General features: G+C 62.5%; 18 protein-coding genes. 8 read left to right on the top strand and 10 right to left on the bottom strand.

The window, feature by feature from the left end:
* Positions 1–259 precede the first annotated feature (259 nt).
* The 3 genes from BLL38_RS18650 to BLL38_RS18640 all read right to left on the bottom strand — a co-directional run bounded on the left by BLL38_RS18650 (position 260) and on the right by BLL38_RS18640 (position 4,200).
* Positions 260–2,389, bottom strand: a complete 2,130-nt coding sequence (locus BLL38_RS18650; RefSeq protein ID WP_076963859.1) for a hybrid sensor histidine kinase/response regulator — start codon at positions 2,387–2,389, stop codon at positions 260–262.
* A 97-nt stretch (positions 2,390–2,486) separates the two neighbouring features.
* A complete protein-coding gene (locus BLL38_RS18645; protein ID WP_076963858.1) occupies positions 2,487–3,125 on the bottom strand; it encodes a ribonuclease T2 family protein in 639 nt (212 codons plus the stop codon).
* Between the two features lie 106 nt (positions 3,126–3,231).
* On the bottom strand, positions 3,232–4,200 hold the full coding sequence (locus tag BLL38_RS18640; RefSeq protein ID WP_076963857.1) for a Gfo/Idh/MocA family protein: 969 nt from the start codon (positions 4,198–4,200) through the stop codon (positions 3,232–3,234).
* Between the two features lie 141 nt (positions 4,201–4,341).
* Here BLL38_RS18640 and BLL38_RS18635 point away from each other — a divergent pair, with 141 nt between their 5' ends.
* The gene (locus BLL38_RS18635) at positions 4,342–4,704 is read left to right on the top strand and encodes an NUDIX hydrolase (RefSeq protein WP_076963856.1); all 363 of its coding nucleotides are present in this window, start codon (positions 4,342–4,344) and stop codon (positions 4,702–4,704) included.
* A 3-nt stretch (positions 4,705–4,707) separates the two neighbouring features.
* Here BLL38_RS18635 and BLL38_RS18630 read toward each other — a convergent pair whose 3' ends face one another.
* The 3 genes from BLL38_RS18630 to BLL38_RS18620 all read right to left on the bottom strand — a co-directional run bounded on the left by BLL38_RS18630 (position 4,708) and on the right by BLL38_RS18620 (position 7,973).
* Complete coding sequence (locus tag BLL38_RS18630) at positions 4,708–4,956, bottom strand: DUF1652 domain-containing protein (protein ID WP_076963855.1); 249 nt, start codon at positions 4,954–4,956, stop codon at positions 4,708–4,710.
* Positions 4,957–5,365: 409 nt separating this feature from the next.
* Positions 5,366–5,695, bottom strand: a complete 330-nt coding sequence (locus BLL38_RS18625; RefSeq protein WP_076963854.1) for a hypothetical protein — start codon at positions 5,693–5,695, stop codon at positions 5,366–5,368.
* A gap of 130 nt (positions 5,696–5,825) precedes the next feature.
* Positions 5,826–7,973 (bottom strand): TonB-dependent receptor family protein, encoded by a 2,148-nt coding sequence (locus BLL38_RS18620; protein WP_076963853.1) that lies wholly within the window; start codon positions 7,971–7,973, stop codon positions 5,826–5,828.
* A gap of 125 nt (positions 7,974–8,098) precedes the next feature.
* Between BLL38_RS18620 and BLL38_RS18615 the strand changes: the two genes are divergently transcribed.
* On the top strand, positions 8,099–8,935 hold the full coding sequence (locus BLL38_RS18615) for a 5'-nucleotidase, lipoprotein e(P4) family (RefSeq protein WP_076963852.1): 837 nt from the start codon (positions 8,099–8,101) through the stop codon (positions 8,933–8,935).
* A gap of 1,054 nt (positions 8,936–9,989) precedes the next feature.
* Here BLL38_RS18615 and BLL38_RS18610 read toward each other — a convergent pair.
* Entirely contained in the window at positions 9,990–10,760 is a 771-nt protein-coding gene (locus tag BLL38_RS18610) for an AraC family transcriptional regulator (protein WP_169865124.1), read from the bottom strand.
* Positions 10,761–10,959: 199 nt separating this feature from the next.
* Here BLL38_RS18610 and BLL38_RS18605 point away from each other — a divergent pair, with 199 nt between their 5' ends.
* The 6 genes from BLL38_RS18605 to BLL38_RS18580 all read left to right on the top strand — a co-directional run bounded on the left by BLL38_RS18605 (position 10,960) and on the right by BLL38_RS18580 (position 17,850).
* Complete coding sequence (locus tag BLL38_RS18605; RefSeq protein ID WP_076963851.1) at positions 10,960–12,576, top strand: APC family permease; 1,617 nt, start codon at positions 10,960–10,962, stop codon at positions 12,574–12,576.
* A gap of 26 nt (positions 12,577–12,602) precedes the next feature.
* Positions 12,603–13,547, top strand: a complete 945-nt coding sequence (locus tag BLL38_RS18600) for a 4-hydroxyproline epimerase (RefSeq protein ID WP_076963850.1) — start codon at positions 12,603–12,605, stop codon at positions 13,545–13,547.
* A 26-nt stretch (positions 13,548–13,573) separates the two neighbouring features.
* Entirely contained in the window at positions 13,574–14,521 is a 948-nt protein-coding gene (locus BLL38_RS18595) for a dihydrodipicolinate synthase family protein (protein WP_076963849.1), read from the top strand.
* A gap of 59 nt (positions 14,522–14,580) precedes the next feature.
* Positions 14,581–16,152 (top strand): aldehyde dehydrogenase (NADP(+)), encoded by a 1,572-nt coding sequence (locus tag BLL38_RS18590; protein WP_076963848.1) that lies wholly within the window; start codon positions 14,581–14,583, stop codon positions 16,150–16,152.
* A gap of 2 nt (positions 16,153–16,154) precedes the next feature.
* Positions 16,155–17,426 carry an NAD(P)/FAD-dependent oxidoreductase gene (locus BLL38_RS18585; protein WP_076963847.1) on the top strand — a complete coding sequence of 424 codons (1,272 nt, stop codon included), beginning with the start codon at positions 16,155–16,157 and terminating at the stop codon, positions 17,424–17,426.
* Between the two features lie 97 nt (positions 17,427–17,523).
* The gene (locus BLL38_RS18580; RefSeq protein WP_076963846.1) at positions 17,524–17,850 is read left to right on the top strand and encodes a DUF2388 domain-containing protein; all 327 of its coding nucleotides are present in this window, start codon (positions 17,524–17,526) and stop codon (positions 17,848–17,850) included.
* A gap of 60 nt (positions 17,851–17,910) precedes the next feature.
* Here the strand turns inward: BLL38_RS18580 and BLL38_RS18575 are convergent, their stop codons facing one another.
* From BLL38_RS18575 to BLL38_RS18565, 3 genes are all read right to left on the bottom strand, one after another.
* Positions 17,911–19,233 carry an OprO/OprP family phosphate-selective porin gene (locus tag BLL38_RS18575; RefSeq protein ID WP_076963845.1) on the bottom strand — a complete coding sequence of 441 codons (1,323 nt, stop codon included), beginning with the start codon at positions 19,231–19,233 and terminating at the stop codon, positions 17,911–17,913.
* A 207-nt stretch (positions 19,234–19,440) separates the two neighbouring features.
* Complete coding sequence (locus BLL38_RS18570; protein WP_076963844.1) at positions 19,441–20,352, bottom strand: LysR family transcriptional regulator; 912 nt, start codon at positions 20,350–20,352, stop codon at positions 19,441–19,443.
* A gap of 11 nt (positions 20,353–20,363) precedes the next feature.
* Positions 20,364–20,696 carry a DUF2790 domain-containing protein gene (locus BLL38_RS18565; protein WP_076963843.1) on the bottom strand — a complete coding sequence of 111 codons (333 nt, stop codon included), beginning with the start codon at positions 20,694–20,696 and terminating at the stop codon, positions 20,364–20,366.
* Positions 20,697–20,796 lie beyond the last annotated feature (100 nt).

The following is a 20,796-nucleotide window of genomic DNA, read 5'->3' as shown; positions in this document are numbered from 1 at the left end:
GAACGCCTGCCTCAGGCCAATTGCATCGAAGGCTACGAAGCGCTGCTGCCGTGGAACTGCAAACCCACAACGCCACTTTAAAACGCAAAACCCCACCAGCGGGAGGTGGGGTTTATGGAGCGCTTACTAATCAATGACTGGTACACCTTGAAGCTAGCCCATCCATGGGCCTCTTGTCATGCTCAAGGTCAATTCCCCTGGCCCGGCGCCTGGGCAATGTCAGGTCTTGCCAGATAATCGCCAGCACCTTGGCAAATGCTCAATCGCCGTGGCTTACCCGTGCGGTCAGTACCGAGCGTACCTGTTGCGCCAGGTCTTCGGGGCGGTAGGGTTTGCCCAGCAGATGAATGTCGTTGCCCAACAGGTGGTCGCTGGAAAGAATGTCGCGGGTATGCCCGGAGGTGAACAACACCGCAACCGGCGGCTGTTGCGCCTTGGCCCACTGGGCCAGGTCGGTGCTTTTGATCCGCCCGGGCATGACCACATCGGTGAAGATCAGGTCGGGCCGCAAGCCGGTGCGCAGCATCAGCATGGCGTCATCGCCATCCTCGGCGGTGAGCACCGTGTAGCCGGACTGTTGCAGCAATTCCACCGCCGCGCCGCGTACGCCTTCGTTGTCCTCCACCACCAGGATGGATTCCCGGCCGCCCTCTTGCAGGGCCTCACAGGGTGGGGCTTCCTGGCTTTCCGGTTCAAGGCTGTGGGGGAAGTACATCTGCACCACGGTGCCCTGGCCTGGCTCGCTGCTGATCTGCACATGCCCGCCACTTTGCTTGACGAAACCAAACACCATGCTCAAGCCCAGGCCGGTGCCGTGGCCGTCAGGCTTGGTGGTGAAGAACGGCTCGAAGACCCGCCGCAGCACCGCCGGCGGCATGCCGGCCCCGGTGTCGCTGACCGACAGGCGTACATATTCGCCGGAGGCAATCCCGTTGCGGCAGCCCTCCTCGGGCGACAGGCTGATGTTTTCACCGGTGATGCGGATCACCCCCTCGCCCTTCATGGCATCCCGGGCATTGATCGCCAGGTTGAGCACGGCGTTTTCCAATTGATTGCGATCGACATGGATGCACCAGGGGTCTTGCGGCAATTGCACATCGATCTGGATGGTTTCCCCCAGGGCCCGCTGCAGCAATTCACCCAGGCCTTCATAAATGCGCCGGGGGTTGAACACCGCCGGTGACAGCGGCTGGCGCCGGGCAAAGGCCAGCAGTTGCGAGGACAGCTTGGCGCCGCGCTCGACGGCAGCCAGGGCGGCACCGACGCGCCGTTGTACCTGGGGGTTGTCCCGCTCATGGCGGGCCAGCAGGTGCAGGTTGCCGGCAATCACCTGCAGCAGGTTATTGAAGTCATGGGCCACGCCCCCGGTCAGCCCGCCAATGGCTTCGAGCTTTTGCGACTGGCGCAATTGGTCCTCGGCGGCCGAACGCGCCTGGACTTCGGCGGCGACGCGCTGCTCCAGGTTATGGGTGAGTTTGAGCAGGGACTCTTCGGCGATCTTGCGTACATGGATATCGATGATCACCCCGGGAAAGCGCAGCGGCTGCCCGCCCGCATCCAGCTCGCAACGCCCGCTGGCCAGCACCCACAGATAGCTGGCGTCGGGGCGTCGCACGCGAAACTCGACGTTATACGGGCCACCGGCTTCCAGGGTGCGGGCAATCAGGCGGTTGACCCGCACCAGGTCATCGGGATGGATGACCTGGGTGGCCACGGCAATGGGCAGGCCTTGCTCCACGTCGGCCATGGTCAGGCCCAGGGTGCGGGCGAAACGCTCGTCACCCGACAGTCGGTCGGGCAACACATCCCAGACAAAGGAGCCCAGCAGCGCCCCGGCATTGAGCGCCAGTTGCAAGCGCTCGTCGGCCACGCGGTAAGCCCCCTCGGCTTCCTGGCGCAAACGCTCGGACAGTACGTGCTCGGTGGTCTCCACCACAATCGCCAGCACCCCGGCCGGCTGCTGGTCGTCACCGGCCACCGGGCTGTAATAGAGGTCCAGCCACAAGTCTTCGGGGCGACCATTGCGCAGCAACATCAAGGCCTTGTTGCGGTAGGACAAGGTGCCACCGGCCAGGCAGGTGTCCATGACCTGCCGGTTGAAATCGGCCACTTCCGGCCAGCCCTGCTCCACTGGCACGCCCAGCAGAAACGGGTGGCGCCCGCCGGCAAACACCGAATAGCTGTCGTTGTAGATCATGTACCCGGCACGGCCCCAGAGCATCACCATCGGCACCGGCGAAGCCAGGAGCATCTGCACCGCACACGTCAGGCTGGTGGACCAGCGGTCAATCGGGCCCAGGTCGGTGGTCGACCAGTCAAAGGCACGGATCCTTTGGGCCATTTCACCGCCCCAACCGTCACAACCATGGGTATTGGATAAAAATTGCATGAATCAGCTCGGTGCAGAGAGAAGGCATTCACCACTGTTGGAGCATAGCGCTGCCGGATGGTTTCACTCTGTATAGCTTATGCGCCAACCGCCGGGATTATCGCTGGGCAGGTATTCGGATCTCGCCGCCCCGGCATTGGCTCTTGACGCTCTTCGGGCAACCGGCGAAGCGCAACTCCTTGCTCAAGCAGACCCGCACCTCCGACAACACCTTGCCCCGGCAGATCACGGCCATGCCGTGGCGCCCCATGCGGGGGTTGCTCTCGCGAAACAAGGCTTCAATATCCCGGGCGGCAAGTGGGCCGGGCACATTAAAAGGCTCGAACGCCTGCGGAATCTGGACCACCGCCAATGCGGCATCGGCCTTGTCCAGGTAGTCGGACGCCTCCAGGCCACTGCATGTGCCGTGCTTGGCCCATTCATGCTTGAGCAGTTTTTCAGTCACGAACAATGACATGCCCTTGGCCAGTTCCTCGGCCGACAACCGCGACCGCGGCAGGCAAGAGGCCGGCCACCCGCCCCGGGCATATTGCGGCCACAGGCCATGTAGCACAAAGCCGTAGCCCTTGCCGGTGCACTGCTGGTCCTGTGGATGGGTCAGGCAGAAAGTCGGCGACCAGGACAGTGACAACACATAAAAATCAAAGTCGCCGGCCTGCCCCTGGCTGCGGGAGGCTGCACCCGCCTGCGCGGCCAACGCCAGGCACAGGGCGATCCAGGTGGTTCTCCATTTCATCGGGCAAATCCTTTATCAAAGTGAGCGGCCATTGTTCTGGGCCACACCCCGGCGTGCAGTCAGGTAACGCGCCGCCGCACGGTAGAAAGCTCGACAGCTCCAGGCATCAAGGCTTGCGCTGCAGCACCCGATCCATGATCCGGTCGGTCTTCAGGGCTTCGATGGCCAGTGCCGGGTGCACACATTCGCCACGGATATGCGCGTTCATGCCCAGTACGTGGTGCCACTGGATATGGGGGTGATGGGCAATATGCAGGGTCTGGCTGACCTCGGCCTCAAGTTGCAACGGTTGCTCATCGAACACTGAAAAGGTGATGCGCCCAGCGCTACCGATCAACTCGACCCGGTCCTCGCGGCGGTCGGCCACAAAGTTCCAGCAGCCCATCCCCAGCGCGCCCGACGTAAAGCTCCAGCAGGCAGTGACGGCATCTTCCGCCGCATAGCGCCCAGCCTGGCGCGCGGTATACCCCGTGACCTCGACGATATCCCCCGCCAGGTACTGGAACAGGTCCAGGCCATGGCTGGCCAGGTCGGCAAAATAGCCCCCGCCGGCAATCGCCGGGTCGGTCCGCCAGTTGCTGGCGTGGGTATCGGTCGGCGATGGCGGCTTGCACAACGTCCAGCTCAGGTGCCGCAACTCGCCAATGCGCCCCTGTTGCAGCCAGGCACGCACCTGCTGGAAGCGCGGCAGAGAACGCCGGTAATAGGAGACAAACAGATGCAACCCCGCCCGCTCGAAGGTGCGCTGCATCAAGGCGCTCTGCTCGGCATTGAGGGACATCGGCTTTTCGACGCAGCAATGCTTGCCTGCCGCGGCCACCAGCAGGCTGTATTCCAGGTGGCTGTCGGGGGGCGTGGCGATGTACACCGCATCCACTTCGGGGTCATCGATCAGGGCCTGGGCATCCGTGTAAAACCGGGCAATCCCATGGCGTGCCGCATAATCGCGCACCGCTTGCGGGCGACGCCCCATCACAGCCACCAGGGCCGAACCTGGCGCTTTGTAGAAAGCGGGTCCACTCTTGATCTCAGTAACACTGCCACAACCGATCATGCCCCAGCGGATGGTGCTCATCTGACTTTCCTTCACCGGTGTTTTTTCAGTGGAGCAGTATCGGCGTTTTCCTTCACGGTCTCCAGCCTCGCCCTATAAAGACCCCGCATGACAATTGAATTACACTTTTATGACGATCATCCAGTCGCGGGGGCACAGACGATGAAAATACGCGCAACGGTGATTTGCGAACACGAGGGGCACATTCTGTTTGTGCGCAAGGCCAGGTCGAAATGGGCCCTGCCCGGTGGCAAGGTCGAGCGCGATGAGCGCCCGGTCGGCGCGGCCGCGCGTGAACTGCAGGAGGAAACCGGGCTGAACGTGGATGGGTTGCTGTATCTGCAGGAGTTGAAGGCCAGTGACACGCTGCATCACGTGTTTGAAGCCTCGGTGGTGAACATCGACCAGGCCCGGCCCTGCAATGAAATCATCGATTGCCAGTGGCATGCCTACAGTGCGTTGGAGCAACTGGACACCACCGCTGCCACCAAGCGTATCGTCCGCTCGTTTCTGCGCCGGCTCTGACGCCTAGCCGAAGGCCGCAAAGCCCCGGCGCCCGGCCTTGAGCTCGGTGCGCAGTTCGCCGATCAGGTTGGAGATGGCACGGATGCTGTCCAGGCCCTGGGGCGACACGCCGGTCAACAGCAGCTCCACACGACCGGACTCGGGCTCGAAGATACGGATCGTCAAAAAACCCTGGGGGTTGACGCTACAGTCACACGACAGCGGGGCAAAGCCGGACGCCATGATGCGACTCAACTCAACGATCGGAATCATTCTGGCTACCCTGGGTCGCACATGACGCGATGGACGTGATCCCAGCAGAATAGATGAGGGTGTGCAACACGTGTGGGCAATCCTGCGAAAGTGTTAGCTACCCCACACTTTCCCCCGAAAGCGCTGGTGCAATGACGCCAGAAAAACCATGGGCGCTTCTCCGCCACCTGGCTATGCAGGTCAAATCGCGGGCAAAAAAAATCCCAGGTAGCTGATGGAAACCTGGGATTTAAAAATGCATAAACCGTGGGAGGTGAACGCCCGCTCATCATAACTACCGAGACAACTTGTAACAAGTTGATCCATTAGCCTTTCGTCGGATTGAAACAACGCTAAGTCATTCAATAACCACACATTTTTTATGGTTCCCGGTGTCTTCAGTGCCACTTTTTGGTGCGGCTACAGGGGTCTATTTACGCGCCAGTTTGTAGCGTACGCACTCTTCATAAAAGCTTGCGCGAACGGCCGCCGGCTTGAGGCGCGATGCGCTGTCATAGGTCTGCTCGGTGATGCCCATGGCCATCATGCGCATCCAAGACTTGTCGAACTTGTACCGCTGGATCTTCTGCCGCGCCGCATACAATGAAACACCGGCCAACTTCAGCTCCTGGGCCCTGGCCGCCGTGCCCGCGCCCCAACTGCACATGTACCGGTCCCCTTCGCGCAGCGCCTTGCCCTGGGCCGCCACCGCCCCGCTCGCCAGGGCCAAGGCAATCAGCGTGATTGTTACATTGCGCATTGGAATCCCACCTAACCAACTGAAAATAAAAGTGATTTTGGCGAGATCCAGATCAGTTGGGGGCCATTAAAATGCCTTCTTGGCGATCGACCCTCCCCGTAGCGACAGGCCGTACGTGCGACGCAATGTCTTAACGCAGGCTCCAGGACACCCCGGCATACACGCCCATGCCATCGCCCGGCGTGGAGCGCGCCATATCGCGGCCATGGTCGTCATACCCCGGGGTCACGGTATTGGCGTAGCGCTGGCGGGTCAGATTGCGCAGGTCGACCCAGGCTTGCCAGTCCTGTTTCGGTGCGTCATAACCGATGGTCGCGCCCAACAAGCCATAGGCCGCTGCATAGTAGGAATTGGCATAGTCCACCGCCACCCGCGAGGAATACTCGCCATTGAGGCTGCTGAAAAAACCACTGGGATGGCTGTAGCGCAACTGCGCCTGGTAGTAGTGCCTGGGAATGCCGGGCAGCGTGTTGTCGCCAAATCGCGGGTCATCGCGGTAATGGAAGTTGCTGAAGGTATAGGCCTGGCGCAGGGCCAGGCGGCCGGTATTGCCAGCGTCCCACAGCGCGCTGGTGAGGCTCAGTTCCAGGCCCTGGTGGATAGTCGGGCTGGCGTTGGATTCGGCAACCACCTGTGAACTCGTGAGGCTTGCCGCCTGGGTCTCGACGCTGAGCAGTTCATGACGCACCAGCGAGTGGTACACCGCCAGGTCCCATTGGCCGAACCAGGCTTCGCCGCGCCCCCCCACTTCCAGGGTGGTGGCGGTCTGGTTTTGCAATTCCACGCCTTCGCGGGTCAAGCCCGATGCCGGATTATTAGCATCGTTGGCAAAAAACTTATTGGAACCCCAGATCATCGACCAGGCATGCGGCGGCTCCACCGAGCGGCTCAGGTTGCCATACACCTGCAACTGCGGGTTGAAGTCATAGCGCAGGCCCACGCGCGGGGCATAGTCCCAGTCATGAGTGCTCAAGGGAGCATGGGTTTCGGGGTAGGTGACTTCGGTTTCGCGACGGGTATAGATCGCCGCCAGGCCGGTGGTCAGCCACAGGTCGGGCAGCAGTTCCAGGTCGTTGCTCATGTGCAGCACCGTATCCGACCCCAGGTAACTGTAGTCACGGGTCTTGGTCCCCGGGGCGAATGTGGCCGTGGTGTTGGTGGGCACGCGCACGTACTCCGACACACCGTTATTGGGCAGGCCCTGGGTGGTGCGCAAGCCGACCGTGGTCTGGCTGGCGCGCCCCAGCAGCGTGTCCTGGCGGATGTAGTTCAAGGTGCCGCTGATATCGGTATACGCCACCTTGAGGCGGTTGGTGCCTTCGCGCAGGTCCATGGGGTAGTCGTGGTACACCAGCCCCGCTTCAACGCGGGAGTTATCGTCCAATTGCAGCGTGGTCTTGTTGGCGATCCAGGTAGAGCCCGGCTGCAAGCGCTTGGAGTCGCGTGCCAGGTTGAGGGCGTTGGCTGCGCGCGGGCTGTGCTCGATCTGCTGGCGCGTGAGTTTGCCGGGGCTGTCGTTGGCGGTTTCGCGGTAACGCAAATAGAAGCGGGTTTCCAGGTCCGGGTTGAACCGGTAGCCGAAGTTGGCCGCCACGCCCTTGCCACTGCCGGCGCTCTGTTGCTGGAAGCCATCATCGTCAGTGTCGGTCAGGCTGATGTAATAGTCGGCATCGCCCAGCACTTGCCCGGAGCTGATTTCCCGCTGGGCATAACCGTGGCTGCCAGCCCCGTAGCGCACACGCAACCTGGGGGCATCGTAGCCGGTGTGGGTCACATAGTTGACCGCCCCGCCCAGGGCCAATGCCCCCCGGTCAAACCCGTTGGCGCCGCGCAGCACTTCGACCCGGCTGAGCCACAACGGGTCCTTGAGCTCATAAGGCGTACCGCCGGGGCCGGTGAGTGGCAGGCCGTCGATGGTTTCATACAAACCGGATGCGTGGCTGCCGGGGCCACGGTTGATGCCCGAGCCGCGAATGGAGATTTTCACCCCTTCGTTATTCGCCGCCTTGGCGTAGATGCCGGCCTGGTACTTGAGCACATCTTCGTTGCTGCTGACCCGCCCCTGCTCGACGCTTGCCATGTCAACGTAGTTGGTGGCGCCGGGCACCTGCTTGAGTTGCGCCTGGGCCGCTTCGCCTTCGCTCAGTTCAGGGCTGGTGACTTGCAGCGGCGCCAACTGCAATGCCTCCTGGGCCTGGGCCAGGTGGCTGAATGTCAGGGCAGCCCCCAAGCCGAGCCAGCGTGGGGAAAGAACAAGCAGGGGTTGTCGCAGGCGCATGGGCCGAATCCTTGAAGAGGTCTGCGGTTGGAAGCCGCGGATCATACGCAGGTCACGCACAAACCTGGTCGATTAGGCTAATGTGCTGGCCCTGAGCGCCCCTTCACTCTTGAGGCCGAGCCTTTATGCGTAATCTCACCTTCGCCAGCATCTGCCTGTTCTCTTCACTCCTGGTCGGCTGCCAACAGCACCCACCGGCCAATGACCAACTGGATGCCGTGCTGTGGACCCAGACCTCCATCGAACACGAGTTGATCTATCGCCAGGTGTTCGCCGACGCCACCCGCCAGCTCGACGTGGCCCTGGCCACCCAGGACTGGGACGCCCTGCCCTTTGCCCCGCGCAACCTCAGCGGCCTGCCGCCGGCAGTGATTGTCGATATCGACGAAACCCTGCTGGACAATGTGCCGCTCAACGCGCGGGACATCGTCAACAACCAGGTCTACGCCTATGACCGCTGGAACACCTGGGTCGACCAGGCCAAGGCCCAGGCCCTGCCCGGCGCCGTGGCGTTCTTGCAGGCGGCGCGGCAGCGCGGGATCAAGGTGTATTACCTGACCAACCGTGAGCACAACCAGGTCCAGGCCACCGTCGCCAACCTGCGCCTGCGCGGCTTCCCGGTGGACAGCAACGAACAGGTACTGGCGGCCGCCACCCCGACCGGCCATTGCGAACAGGCCGGCTACGGCAAAAACTGCCGCCGCCAGTGGGTCGCCAGCCAGGCGCGGGTGTTGTTGATGGTCGGGGATTCCCTGGGGGATTTCGTCCAGGCCGAACACAACACCCTGGCCGCCCAACGCCGGGCGGTCGAACCCTATGTGGGCTGGTTCGGCCAACGCTGGTTCCTGCTGCCGAATCCAACCTACGGCAACTGGTACAGCGCGCCCTATGGCGACCGCGAAGAGATTCCATTTGAGCAGAAGCGTTTTTTCAAGCGTGAGGCCCTGCAGTTGCAGCAATGAGGATCAGCTGTGGCAGCTGAAATGCAATCCTCCAAACCCTGAAGATCGAGGTGGAGCTGTCGAGCCCCGGCGAGGCTGCGATGGCGGCGGCATTGCTGGAGTTGATGTTGGCTGACCCGTCGCTATCGCTGGCAAGCCAGCTCCCACCTTGGATCTTCAGTACATTGAGTACCGTATGCATCCTGCGGTGGCAGTGAAATGCAATCCTCCAAACCCTGAAGATCGAGGTGGGAGCTGTCGAGCCCCGGCGAGGCTGCGATGGCGGCGGCATGGCTGGGAGGGATGCTGGCTGACCCACCGCTATCGCTGGCAAGCCAGCTCCCACCTTGGATCTTCAGTACATTGAGTACCGTATGCATCCTGCGGTGGCAGCTGAAATGCAATCCTCCAAACCCTGAAGATCGAGGTGGGAGCTGTCGAGCCCCGGCGAGGCTGCGATGGCGTCGGCATTGCTGGAGTTGATGTTGGCTGACCCACCGCTATCGCAGGCAAGCCAGCTCCCACCTTGGATCTTCAGTACATTGAGTACCGTATGCATCCTGCGGTGGCAGCTGAAATGCAATCCTCCAAACCCTGAAGATCGAGGTGGGAGCTGTCGAGCCCCAGCGAGGCTGCGATGGCGGTGGCATTGCTGGAGTTGATGTTGGCTGACCCGCCGCTATCGCAGGCAAGCCAGCTCCCACCTTGGATCTTCAGTACATTGAGTACCGTATGCATCCTGCGGTGGCAGCTGAAATGCAATCCTCCAAACCCTGAAGATCGAGGTGGGAGCTGTCGAGCTCCAGCGAGGCTGCGATGGCGGCGGCATGGCTGGGATGGATGCTGGCTGACCCACCGCTATCGCAGGCAAGCCAGCTCCCACCTTGGATCCTCAGTACATTGAGTACCGTATGCATCCTGCGGTGGCAGCTGAAATGCAATCCTCCAAACCCTGAAGATCGAGGTGGGAGCTGTCGAGCCCCAGCGAGGCTGCGATGGCGGCGGCATGGCTGGGATTGATGTTGGCTGACCCGCCGCTATCGCAGGCAAGCCAGCCACAGGGATTTGCGTCCACTCATTGGCTGGTGGCCTGCCGATACTGACGCGGCGTAAACCCCGTCAACGCCTTGAACTGGCGGGTGAATGCACTGTGGTCGGTGTAGCCGCACTGCAAGGCCACTTCGGTGATCGGCAACTCGGTATGCAACAGGCGATGGGCATGTTCCAGGCGTACTTTCTGGATCATCTGCCGGGGGGTCAGGTGGAACACGCGTTTGCAGTAGCGCTCCAGTTGCGCCACCGAAATACCGGCGATGCGCGTCAGTTCACCGAGGGTTACGCGCTGGTTGAAGTGGGCGCGGATGTGTTCGTCCACCGCCGCCAACCGCTGATAGGCCGGGTGTTTTTCGCTGGCCGATTGCAGGTCCACAGAAATCCCCGCCAGGCCGATGATCGCGCCCTCGCGGTTGTACAACGGCCATTTATGGGTCAGGCACCATCCCGGTTCGCGGCTGCCGTACAGGTGCAATTCCAGTTGATCCTCCAGCACCAGGCCCTGCTCCAGCACACGCCGGTCCTGTTCGGTATAGCCCGGCCCTAACTGTGCGGGGAATACCTGGGCGCTGGTCTTGCCCAGGAGCGGGCGCCGGTCTTTCAAGCCGCAACGCTGCACCAGGGTGCGGTTGGCCATGACGTAGCGCGCCTGCACATCCTTGATAAACATCGTCGCATTGGGGATCACATCGAGCATCGGCAACAGCATGGCCACGCCCGCCAGCAGCTGTTCGAGGCTGTGTGGGCGCGGCTCGTCGCCCTGGCACAGGGTTGCAAACGCGTTGTGCATCATGCCGCTCACCGCCTCATCGATCGCCTCGCCCGCCAGCAGATTGCCCGATGACCTGGCCCCTGTCGAGCGCCGTTGCGCGCCTGGCAATTGTGCTGAATTCGTCATTGATAACCGCGCAAAACATCAATCGCCGGCAGGCTGATCGGTTCACTGTAGCGCCACTGCAGGCCTATCCAATAACCCACAAGAAGGCGCCGCTATGTCAGCCCAAGGCAAGTTCAAGAAACAGCTGTCCCTGATCGACCTCACCTTTATCGGCCTGGGAGCCATCTTCGGTTCCGGGTGGTTGTTTGCCGCCAGCCATGTGTCGTCGATTGCCGGTCCGGCGGGGATTTTTTCCTGGTTGCTCGGCGGTTTTGCGGTGCTGTTGCTGGGCATTGTGTATTGCGAATTGGGCGCTGCCCTGCCCCGTGCCGGGGGCGTGGTGCGCTACCCGGTGTATTCCCACGGCCCGCTGCTGGGCTACCTGATGGGTTTTATCACCCTAATCGCGTTTTCCAGCCTGGTGGCGATTGAAGTGGTCGCCTCAAGGCAGTACGCCGCCGCCTGGTTTCCCGAGTTGACCAAAGCCGGCTCCAGCGACCCCACCACCCTGGGCTGGCTGGTGCAGTTCGGCCTGCTCTGCCTGTTTTTCGTGCTCAACTACCGCAGCGTCAAGACCTTTGCCATCGCCAATAACCTGGTCAGTATTTTCAAGTTCATCGTGCCGCTGCTGGTGATCGGCGTGCTGTTCACCTTCTTCAAGCCGGCCAACTTCCACTCCCAGGGGTTCGCGCCGTTTGGCCTGTCGGGGATTGAAATGGCGGTGTCCGCCGGCGGGGTGATTTTTGCCTATCTGGGGCTGACGCCGATCATCTCGGTGGCCAGCGAAGTGAAAAACCCGCAACGCACCATTCCCATTGCCCTGATCCTTTCGGTGCTGCTGTCCACGGCGATTTATGTGCTGCTGCAAGTGGCCTTCCTCGGCGGCGTGCCTACCGAAATGCTTGCCAATGGCTGGGCCGGCATCAGCAAGGAACTGGCCCTGCCCTATCGCGATATCGCCCTGGCCCTGGGCGTGGGGTGGCTGGCCTACCTGGTGGTGGCCGACGCCGTGATCTCCCCCAGCGGCTGCGGCAATATCTATATGAACGCCACGCCACGGGTGATCTATGGCTGGGCGCAGACAGGCACCTTCTTCAAGGTTTTCACGCGCATCGATGAGAAATCCGGCATCCCGCGCCCGGCGCTGTGGCTGACCTTTAGCTTGTCGGTGTTCTGGACCCTGCCGTTCCCGTCCTGGGAGGCGCTGATCAATGTGGTGTCCGCCGCCCTGGTGTTGAGCTACGCGGTGGCCCCGGTATGCGTGGCCGCGCTGCGGCGCAATGCGCCGGACATGCCGCGCCCGTTCCGGGTCAAGTGGATGGCTGTGCTGGGCCCGCTGTCGTTCATCATCGCCGCGCTGATCGTCTACTGGTCGGGCTGGAACACCGTGTCGTGGCTGCTGGGCCTACAAATCGTGATGTTTGGGGTGTACCTGCTGTGCCGCCGCCTGGTGCCGACCCAGCACCTGGACATCGCCCGGCAAGTGCGCTCCAGCGCATGGTTGATCGGTTTCTACGCGGTGACCATGGTGCTGTCGAAGCTCGGCAGTTTTGGCGGCCTGGGCGTGCTCAGCCATCCCTTCGACACCCTGGTCGTCGCCGCCTGCGCGCTGGGCATCTACTACTGGGGCGCCGCCACCGGCGTGCCGGCGCACCTGGTGGAACTGGAACACGAAGACGACGAAAGCGAAGCCGTGCTGCCCGCGAGCGGCCTGCACCCGGCGAACGCGTAACCGGCCAATCACCAAGGAATAGCTGGATGAAACGACTGCATGTGATTGACTCCCACACCGGCGGCGAACCGACGCGCCTGATCATCAATGGCTTCCCACAGCTGGCCGGCCAGACCATCGCCGAGCAACTCGAAAACCTACGCACCGAGCATGACCCATGGCGCCGCGCCTGCCTGCTGGAGCCCCGTGGCAACGATGTATTGGTCGGCGCGCTGTACTGCGAGCCGGTCACACCGGGGGCCACCTGCGGGGTGATTTTTTTCAACAATGCCGGCTACCTCGGCATGTGTGGCCACGGCACCATCGGCCTGGTTGCCTCGTTGCACTACCTGGGGCACATCGCACCGGGGGTGCACAGTATCGACACGCCAGTGGGCCCGGTCAGCGCCACCTTGCATGAGGACGGCGCCGTCACCCTGCGCAACGTACCCGCCTATCGCTATCGCCAGCAGGTGCCGGTGGAGGTGCCGGGGCATGGCCGGGTGTATGGCGATATCGCCTGGGGCGGCAACTGGTTTTTCCTGGTGTCCGAGCACGGCCAGGCGCTGCACATGGGCAATGTCGAGGCCTTGACCGACTTCACCTGGGCGCTGCTCAAGGCCCTCGAAGCCCAGGGCATCCATGGCGCAGACGGCGCGCTGATCGACCATATCGAACTGTTCGCCGATGACGACCAGGCCGACAGCCGCAACTTCGTCATGTGCCCCGGCAAAGCCTACGACCGCTCGCCCTGCGGCACCGGCACCAGCGCCAAGCTGGCGTGCCTGGCCGCCGATGGAAAACTTCAGGCCGGCGAGCCCTGGGTGCAAGCCAGCATCACCGCCAGCCAGTTCCAGGGCCACTTTGAATGGGAGGGCGAACGCATCCGTCCCTTCATCACCGGCCGCGCCTATATGACCGCCGACAGCACCTTATTGATCGATGAACAGGACCCCTTCGCCTGGGGCATTTGCGCACCCGGCAACGTTTAAACAGACCCTTCCAAGGAGATAGAAGCATGAGCGATAACATTTTCACCGGCTGCATCCCGGCCCTGATGACCCCGTGCACCGCCGAGCGCCAGCCGGACTTCGACGCCCTGGTCGCCAAGGGCCGCGAGCTGATCGAGATCGGCATGAGCGCCGTGGTGTATTGCGGCTCCATGGGCGACTGGCCGTTGCTCACCGAAGCCCAGCGCCAGGAAGGCGTGGCGCGCCTGGTGGCCGCCGGCATCCCGACCATCGTCGGCACCGGCGCGGTCAACAGCCGTGAGGCCATTGCCCATGCGGCCCACGCGGCCAAGGTCGGCGCCCATGGCTTGATGGTCATCCCTCGGGTGCTGTCCCGTGGCGCTTCGGCCACCGCGCAAAAAGCCCACTTCGCGGCGATCCTCAGTGCCGCACCAAACCTGCCGTCGGTGATCTACAACAGCCCCTACTACGGCTTTGCCACCCGCGCCGACCTGTTCTTCGAGCTGCGCCGCGAGTACCCGAACCTGATCGGCTTCAAGGAATTCGGCGGCGGCGCCGACCTGCGCTATGCGGCCGAACACATCACCTCCCAGGACGATGACGTGACCCTGATGGTCGGTGTCGATACCCAAGTGGTGCACGGCTTCGTCAACTGCAACGCCACCGGCGCGATCACCGGTATCGGCAACGCCCTGCCACGGGAAGTCCTGCAACTGGTGGCCCTGAGCAAGAAAGCCGCCAAGGGCGATGCCAAGGCCCGGCGCCAGGCCCGCGAGCTGGAGGCGGCACTGGCGGTGCTGTCGTCCTTCGATGAAGGCTGCGACCTGGTGCTCTATTACAAGCACTTGATGGTGCTCAATGGCGACCGGGAATACAGCCTGCATTTCAACGAGAGCGATGCGCTCAGCGATGCCCAGCGCCGGTATGCCGAGCACCAGTACGCGCTGTTCCGCCAGTGGTACGCCAACTGGTCGGCAGAGCAGAACGTCGACTGACGGCTCGTACGCCGCTGCTACACACACAGCGGCGCCCCCTCTTTTTTCAGGAACAGGCCATGACTCTGACAGGTAATCTGCTGATCGGTCAGCACTCCCTTCCCGGCACCCGCGCCGCCATCCGGGCGATCAACCCGGCCACCAACACTGCGCTGGAGCCGGCCTATCCCAGCGCTTCCAGCGAGCAGGTGGCCCAGGCCTGCGCGCTGGCGTGGTCAGCCTTCGACAGCTACCGCGAAACGTCCCTGGCGGCGCGTGCTCAATTGCTCGAAACCATCGCCCACGAAATCGAAGCCCTGGGCGATGAGCTGATCGAACGCGCCGTGGCCGAAACCGGCTTACCCCACGCGCGGATCCAGGGTGAACGGGGCCGCACCTGCCAGCAACTGCGCACCTTCGCCCGTACCGTACGCGCCGGCGAATGGCTGGATGTGCGGGTCGATCGCGCCCAACCGGAGCGCCAGCCCCTGCCCTGTGCCGATCTGCGCCAGCGCCAGGTGCCACTGGGGCCGGTGGCCGTCTTCGGCGCCAGCAACTTCCCGCTGGCGTTCTCGGTGGCCGGCGGCGATACCGCCTCAGCCCTCGCCGCCGGTTGCCCGGTGATCGTCAAGGCCCACGGCGCCCACCCCGGCACCAGCGAACGGGTGGGCCGCGCGCTGGCCCGTGCCGTGAAGCAGTGTGGCCTGCCCGAAGGTGTGTTCTCGCTGCTGTACGGCGCGGGTCGCGAAGTGGGGATTGCCCTGGTCAGCGACCCACGGATCAAGGCGGTAGGCTTTACCGGCTCTCAAAGTGGCGGCATCGCCTTATGCCAGGCGGCCCAGGCGCGCCCGGAGCCGATCCCGGTGTACGCGGAAATGAGTTCGATCAACCCGGTGTACCTGTTCCCGGCCGCCCTCAAGGCGCGCGTCGAAGCGCTGGCGCAAGGGTTTGTCGCCTCGTTGACCCAGGGCGCCGGGCAGTTTTGCACTAATCCCGGGCTGGTCATTGCGGTGCAAGGCGCACAGTTGGAGCAGTTTGTCAGCCTCACCAGCGACCTGCTGCAACGCAGCCCGGCGCAGACCATGCTCACCCCGGGCATCTTCCAGGCCTATGAAGCGGGCGTCGGCGCACTGGCCGAGCATGCCCAGTGCGTGGCCAGCGGGTTAGCAGCACAAGGCCCGAACCAATGCCAGGCGCAGCTGTTCGTCACCCACGCGCAGGACTTTCTCGCCAACCCACACTTGCAGGCCGAAATATTCGGTGCCACCTCGTTGCTGGTGCAATGCGCCGATGACGCGCAAATGCGCCAAGTGACCGAACACCTCGAAGGCCAGTTGACCGCCAGCCTGCACCTGGACGAGGGCGATCTTGAACAGGCACGGGCCTTGCTGCCAACCCTTGAGCGCAAGGCTGGCCGGCTGCTGGTCAATGGCTGGCCGACCGGGGTCGAGGTGTGTGATGCCATGGTGCATGGCGGGCCCTTCCCGGCGACCTCGGACTCGCGCTCGACCTCGGTCGGCACCGCCGCGATCCAGCGCTTCCTGCGCCCGGTGTGCTACCAGGACTTCCCCGACAGCCTGCTGCCCGCGGCCCTGAAACACGGCAACCCGCTGGCGCTGCGGCGCTTGCTCGACGGCCAGAGAGAAGCCTGACCATGGCCGACAACCTTCAACCCCAAACCGACATTGCGGTGGTCGGCGCCGGCATCATCGGCGTCGCCTGCGCGTTGCAACTGGCGCGCCAGGGCCGGCGCGTGGTGGTCATCGACCAGCAGGAACCGGGGATGGGCGCCTCGTTCGGCAATGCCGGGCATTTGGCCACTGAACAGGTGTTCCCCATCGCCGACCTGTCGATCCTGATGCGTCTGCCCGCCATGCTTATGGACCCCATGGGCCCACTGCGCCTGGACTGGAAATACCTGCCCCGCGCCCTGCCCTGGTTTGCTCGCCTGCTGCTGAACCTGCGACCGGCGGCCTACCAGCGCACCGTCGCGGGCCTCCGTGCGCTGAATGAAAGCAGCCTGGGCGCCTGGCAGCGCTTGTTGGCGAACATCGCCCAGCCACAGTTGATGCACGAAGACGGCTCGCTGTTGGTGTTCGAGCGTGCCGAATCGCGGCAAGCGATTGAAGGTTTGCAAACACGCATGACCCAGCAAAACGTGCCGGTGGACTGCTGGTCCGCCGGCGCCGTGCAGCAGGCGGCGCCGCAATTAAGCGAGCGGATCCAGGGGGGCTTGTTCTTTCCCAGCACCGGGCATTTCCTCGATCCGTATCGCGTGGTGTGCGAACTGGTCGAGGCCGCCAGGGCCAGCGGCGTGCAGTTTCTCAAGCAGCAGGTACAAGGCGGCCAGTTGCAGGCCCAGGGCGTTGCATTGATCACCGACCAGGGCCGCTTGGCCGCTCGCCAGGTGCTGATCGCCTGCGGCGCCCACTCGGCCAGGCTCACCCAGGCGCTGACCGGCAAAAAGGTGCCCCTGGACACCGAGCGCGGTTATCACCTGATGCTGCCCCATGAGCAAGACCGCTTGCCCTTCGCCGTCACCTCGCTGGAGCGCAAGTTCATCATGACACCCATGGCCGCTGGCCTGCGGCTGGCCGGCACCGTGGAATTCGCCGGCCTCGACCGGCCGCCGAACATGCAGCGTGCCTGGCAACTGCACCGGTTGAGCCACGGTCTGTTGCGGCACGAATTGAGGGCTGAGGACGCCACCCCGTGGATGGGCTTTCGGCCCTCATTGCCAGACTCGCTGCCGATCATCGACCGGGTGTGCGACGGCAAGGTGTTGCTTGCTTTCGGGCACCAACACCTGGGCTTGACCCAAGCGGCGATCACTGCCGAGCTTATCGCCCAGTTGGTAACCCCGCTCTACGCGCCCCAACCTCTGGGCTTGCCCGCACTGCAGGCCTACCGGTTGGATCGTTTCTGACCCAGGCTGGCATGCCCCCGTTGGATCGCGCAGCGGCCCCTAAACAGGCAGGAGTCTGCTAGGGTGTCGGCCATCCCCGCGCAAAGGAAGGCAAAAAATGGAGGCATGGAAGGTTTTCGCGTTCAGCCTATTGGCGTCGATCAGCCCTCAGACGCTGGCCGGGGAGCCCAAGGAGCCGGGCGACCGTGCCATGTACTGGACCACGCTCGGCCCCACGCTGTTCAGCTCTATCGCCACCGAACTCACCACCCATCCCGGCAATTTCTTTGGCCCGGCCAAGTCGGATGCCCTGGCGTTTGTCGGCTCCGACGGGCAGATACGTGGCGCCCAATTCGAGCAGGCGGTGCGTTACTACCATACGGCGTACCGCCCGCCGTTGATGTCGGACCGTCAGTTGGCCTTGGCGATTATGACGGCTGACTGATCACGTCAGCACCGATGGGCATCCAGGCCTCCCCATCGGCGCCAAACGCTCCAGCGTGTTTTAGAAGACGTATTGCAAGCGCATGACCACGCCATCACCCGTGTCATCACCTACCGTGTTGCTGACGTTATCCGTGCGGGCCTTGACGTAGTTGGCGCTGACCTTGACCGCCTCGTTGGCGTACCAGTTGACGCCCAGGGTATGGGCTTTGCCTTCGCTGTCGCCAACCTGGCGCACATTGGTGCTGACCACCACATTGTCGTCCTCGACGGTGAACGCGTCGTAGCGGTAGAACACCTCCCAGGCGCCGATCTGCTTGTTTTGCGGCTTGATGGAGTCGAACCTGGCACCATCGAGTTTGTAGATGCGTGGCTCGCCGGTCAGGGTGTAGGCCATCTGTGCGTAATAACCGCTGGCCTTGATGTCATTTTGTGCGGCATCGGCCTTGAGGGTCCGTCGCAGGTATTCCCCCTGCACCGAGAACGCGTCCAGCGCCCAGGCACCTTCCAGGCCCCACACCGAGTCGTCCTTCCACAACCCCTGCTGGGCCGCGCTGCCGCCAAAGACCGAGCGGGTGCCATTACTGCCGGCGCTGTTGCCGCCGTTGGTCTCGACGCCACGCATGCCCATGCGTGAACGGATGCGCGTGTCGATGGCAGCGTCCTTGAGGTCACGGTAGGCGTATTGCACCCCCACGTGCAGCACATTGCCGGACTCATGCAGCGGGGCGAACACACCGCGCAGGTTGTAGCGCTTGACGCTGTCGCCATCGGTGTCGTTGTTGTTTTCGCTGAACACGCTGCCGGATAGGTAGGCCATCTCACCCACTACGCCGTTGGCCTGTACGCCCATGCCAGAGTTGTCGTTGATCCACTCCGCCACATCGTAGGAAAGATTACGCTCCAGGGCCGTGACCCATTTGGAACTGGTGGCTTTCTCCAAGCCAAAGTCAGTGTAGAAACGCCCGACTTTTACATTCAGGGGATTGAACCCGGTGTAGGTCACACTGCCTTCGTCGAAGTAGCCTGTGCTGTCATTGCCCACGTTGCGGGACAGGTCGTAGTTGATCTGGTATTTCCAGTCCTTGTAGACCGTACCGCCAAACTCCAGGTAGGCCCGGCGAAAATACGCGGCGTCCGCCGTGTTGCCATTACGGGTGTAGTAATCATTAAACCTGGCGTAATCGGCCTGGATACGTCCGCCCAACTTGAAGCTGAATTCCTTGTCGGTGGTGGCCACTTCCAGGCCGCCCTTGGTTTTGATCACAATGTCCGCGCCATCGGTGGTTACCGTGCCTGCCTGGACCGACAACGCCAATACGCTGCCCGCCACGGCCAGGCTGAGTTGAGTGAGTCCTGCGCATTTCGAATAACTAATCGACATCTATTTCCCCTCGTTATCGTTAAGTACTACTTGGCGACGGGGAGCTTCCAAACACCAGATGACGGTTTGGATGTATTTACAAGACACTTTTATGACATTCGCTATTCTTTGCTCTTGAACCGCGGGGCAGGCCTTATAAACAAAGGCCTTACTACATGACCAGGCGCCCACAGCGAATATGTCAGAATGATTAAAGTTATTGCCGACTCAGATGACGCTCTCGAACCAGTCACGCCGCTCTTCAAAGACTTTGCGAATCAACGCCACCAAGGTTTGTACATACGGTTGATCGGCGGTCAACGGTGCGATGGACAGCCATGCCAGCCGTTCCATGGGTTCGCTGAACAAAGGCGTGAGGGCCAGCAGGTTTTTATCCAGACGGGTGATGTAGTTGGGCAACAACCCGACGCAGGCGCTGTGTTTGATCCATTCCCGCACCCACTCCTGGGAATGCACCTGGACCAGCGCCCTCTGGCGCTGTTTGACCAGGCGGTTCCAGGGCTCAAACGCCGCAACCGGCGCATTCGTGCGGCCTTGCACCAGCATAAAGTCAGATAAATCAGCGATGCGCGTCGGCAAACGGTTGCCGCGACAGTAACGCTTGGCCATATGCGGGCTGTAGTCAATGCGCGCCAGACGTTGCGGCGTGGTCATGGCAAACCCGGGCGAGGGACGCGGACGATCGGCATCCGCCAGCCATACCATGACATCCGCCTGGCGCGTCGGCTCGCCCGTCAACGGGATAACTTCCAGCTGTATCGCCGGGTGCTTGCGCATAAAATCCAGCACCTCACGCGCCAGCAGATCGCGCATAAGGGAGTCTTCCACGGCCAGGCGCAACAACGGTTGCGGCGAGGTGCCCACGGGGGGCTGAACATCGCCAAACCGCGCCATCAGTAGCGTTTTCAGGCGCTGGCCCTTGAGGGTCAGGCGCAGGGCATTTTCCCGGTAGATAAATAGCGGGCTACCCAGCCGCCCCTCCAACAGGGCCAGTTGCTTGCGCAGTTCGGCAGTGCGGATATTCAGGCTGCGGGCGGCCTGGCGAAAGCTGGCACAGCGCGCGCAGGTGAGAAAACGTAGCGCCAGTTCACGGTCAATCAACGGTGCCTGCACAGTCATAAGGCAACCTTTCAGCGACCATTATTACGGCACTGCCCCATGACTTGGTATTCGATGGTATTGAGCTTGCCGCTCGAATCCTCAAAGGTCATGCGCGAGGGTACGATGTCGCAGGAGCGGATCGTCGGGGTCACGCTGACCACCTTGGCGATGTCCAGTTTCATGCCGTAGCGATAGTCCTGGACCTGGGGTATGTCCTTGCCTTTTTTTAACGCATAGGCCTCCATGGCTTTCTGGTTATCGCTCATCAACTTCTCAAACCCACGATCACTGCCGCTCGTGGCAAGCGCAACGGTGGACAATGACAACGCCAATGCAGCAATACTTAGTTTCAACAGGTTCATCGGTTTTATCTCTCAAGTTACTTTTCCAGCCTTGAGAGTAACTAACCGACCCTGTCGGCAAGGTAGCTTGAAAATTACCTTTCTGTTATCCGCAACTAAA

Source organism: Pseudomonas gessardii (genome assembly GCF_001983165.1).
Classification (GTDB): domain Bacteria; phylum Pseudomonadota; class Gammaproteobacteria; order Pseudomonadales; family Pseudomonadaceae; genus Aquipseudomonas; species Aquipseudomonas gessardii.
Note: the sequence above shows the minus strand (reverse complement) of the source record. Positions and strands in the feature narration are given on the sequence as shown.

Coding starts and splice junctions, on each gene's coding strand:
- BLL38_RS18650 (WP_076963859.1), bottom strand. CDS start 2,389: ATGCAATTTTTATCCAATACCCATGGTTGTGACGGTTGGGGCGGTGAA.
- BLL38_RS18645 (WP_076963858.1), bottom strand. CDS start 3,125: ATGAAATGGAGAACCACCTGGATCGCCCTGTGCCTGGCGTTGGCCGCG.
- BLL38_RS18640 (WP_076963857.1), bottom strand. CDS start 4,200: ATGAGCACCATCCGCTGGGGCATGATCGGTTGTGGCAGTGTTACTGAG.
- BLL38_RS18635 (WP_076963856.1), top strand. CDS start 4,342: ATGAAAATACGCGCAACGGTGATTTGCGAACACGAGGGGCACATTCTG.
- BLL38_RS18630 (WP_076963855.1), bottom strand. CDS start 4,956: ATGATTCCGATCGTTGAGTTGAGTCGCATCATGGCGTCCGGCTTTGCC.
- BLL38_RS18625 (WP_076963854.1), bottom strand. CDS start 5,695: ATGCGCAATGTAACAATCACGCTGATTGCCTTGGCCCTGGCGAGCGGG.
- BLL38_RS18620 (WP_076963853.1), bottom strand. CDS start 7,973: ATGCGCCTGCGACAACCCCTGCTTGTTCTTTCCCCACGCTGGCTCGGC.
- BLL38_RS18615 (WP_076963852.1), top strand. CDS start 8,099: ATGCGTAATCTCACCTTCGCCAGCATCTGCCTGTTCTCTTCACTCCTG.
- BLL38_RS18610 (WP_169865124.1), bottom strand. CDS start 10,760: ATGATGCACAACGCGTTTGCAACCCTGTGCCAGGGCGACGAGCCGCGC.
- BLL38_RS18605 (WP_076963851.1), top strand. CDS start 10,960: ATGTCAGCCCAAGGCAAGTTCAAGAAACAGCTGTCCCTGATCGACCTC.
- BLL38_RS18600 (WP_076963850.1), top strand. CDS start 12,603: ATGAAACGACTGCATGTGATTGACTCCCACACCGGCGGCGAACCGACG.
- BLL38_RS18595 (WP_076963849.1), top strand. CDS start 13,574: ATGAGCGATAACATTTTCACCGGCTGCATCCCGGCCCTGATGACCCCG.
- BLL38_RS18590 (WP_076963848.1), top strand. CDS start 14,581: ATGACTCTGACAGGTAATCTGCTGATCGGTCAGCACTCCCTTCCCGGC.
- BLL38_RS18585 (WP_076963847.1), top strand. CDS start 16,155: ATGGCCGACAACCTTCAACCCCAAACCGACATTGCGGTGGTCGGCGCC.
- BLL38_RS18580 (WP_076963846.1), top strand. CDS start 17,524: ATGGAGGCATGGAAGGTTTTCGCGTTCAGCCTATTGGCGTCGATCAGC.
- BLL38_RS18575 (WP_076963845.1), bottom strand. CDS start 19,233: ATGTCGATTAGTTATTCGAAATGCGCAGGACTCACTCAACTCAGCCTG.
- BLL38_RS18570 (WP_076963844.1), bottom strand. CDS start 20,352: ATGACTGTGCAGGCACCGTTGATTGACCGTGAACTGGCGCTACGTTTT.
- BLL38_RS18565 (WP_076963843.1), bottom strand. CDS start 20,696: ATGAACCTGTTGAAACTAAGTATTGCTGCATTGGCGTTGTCATTGTCC.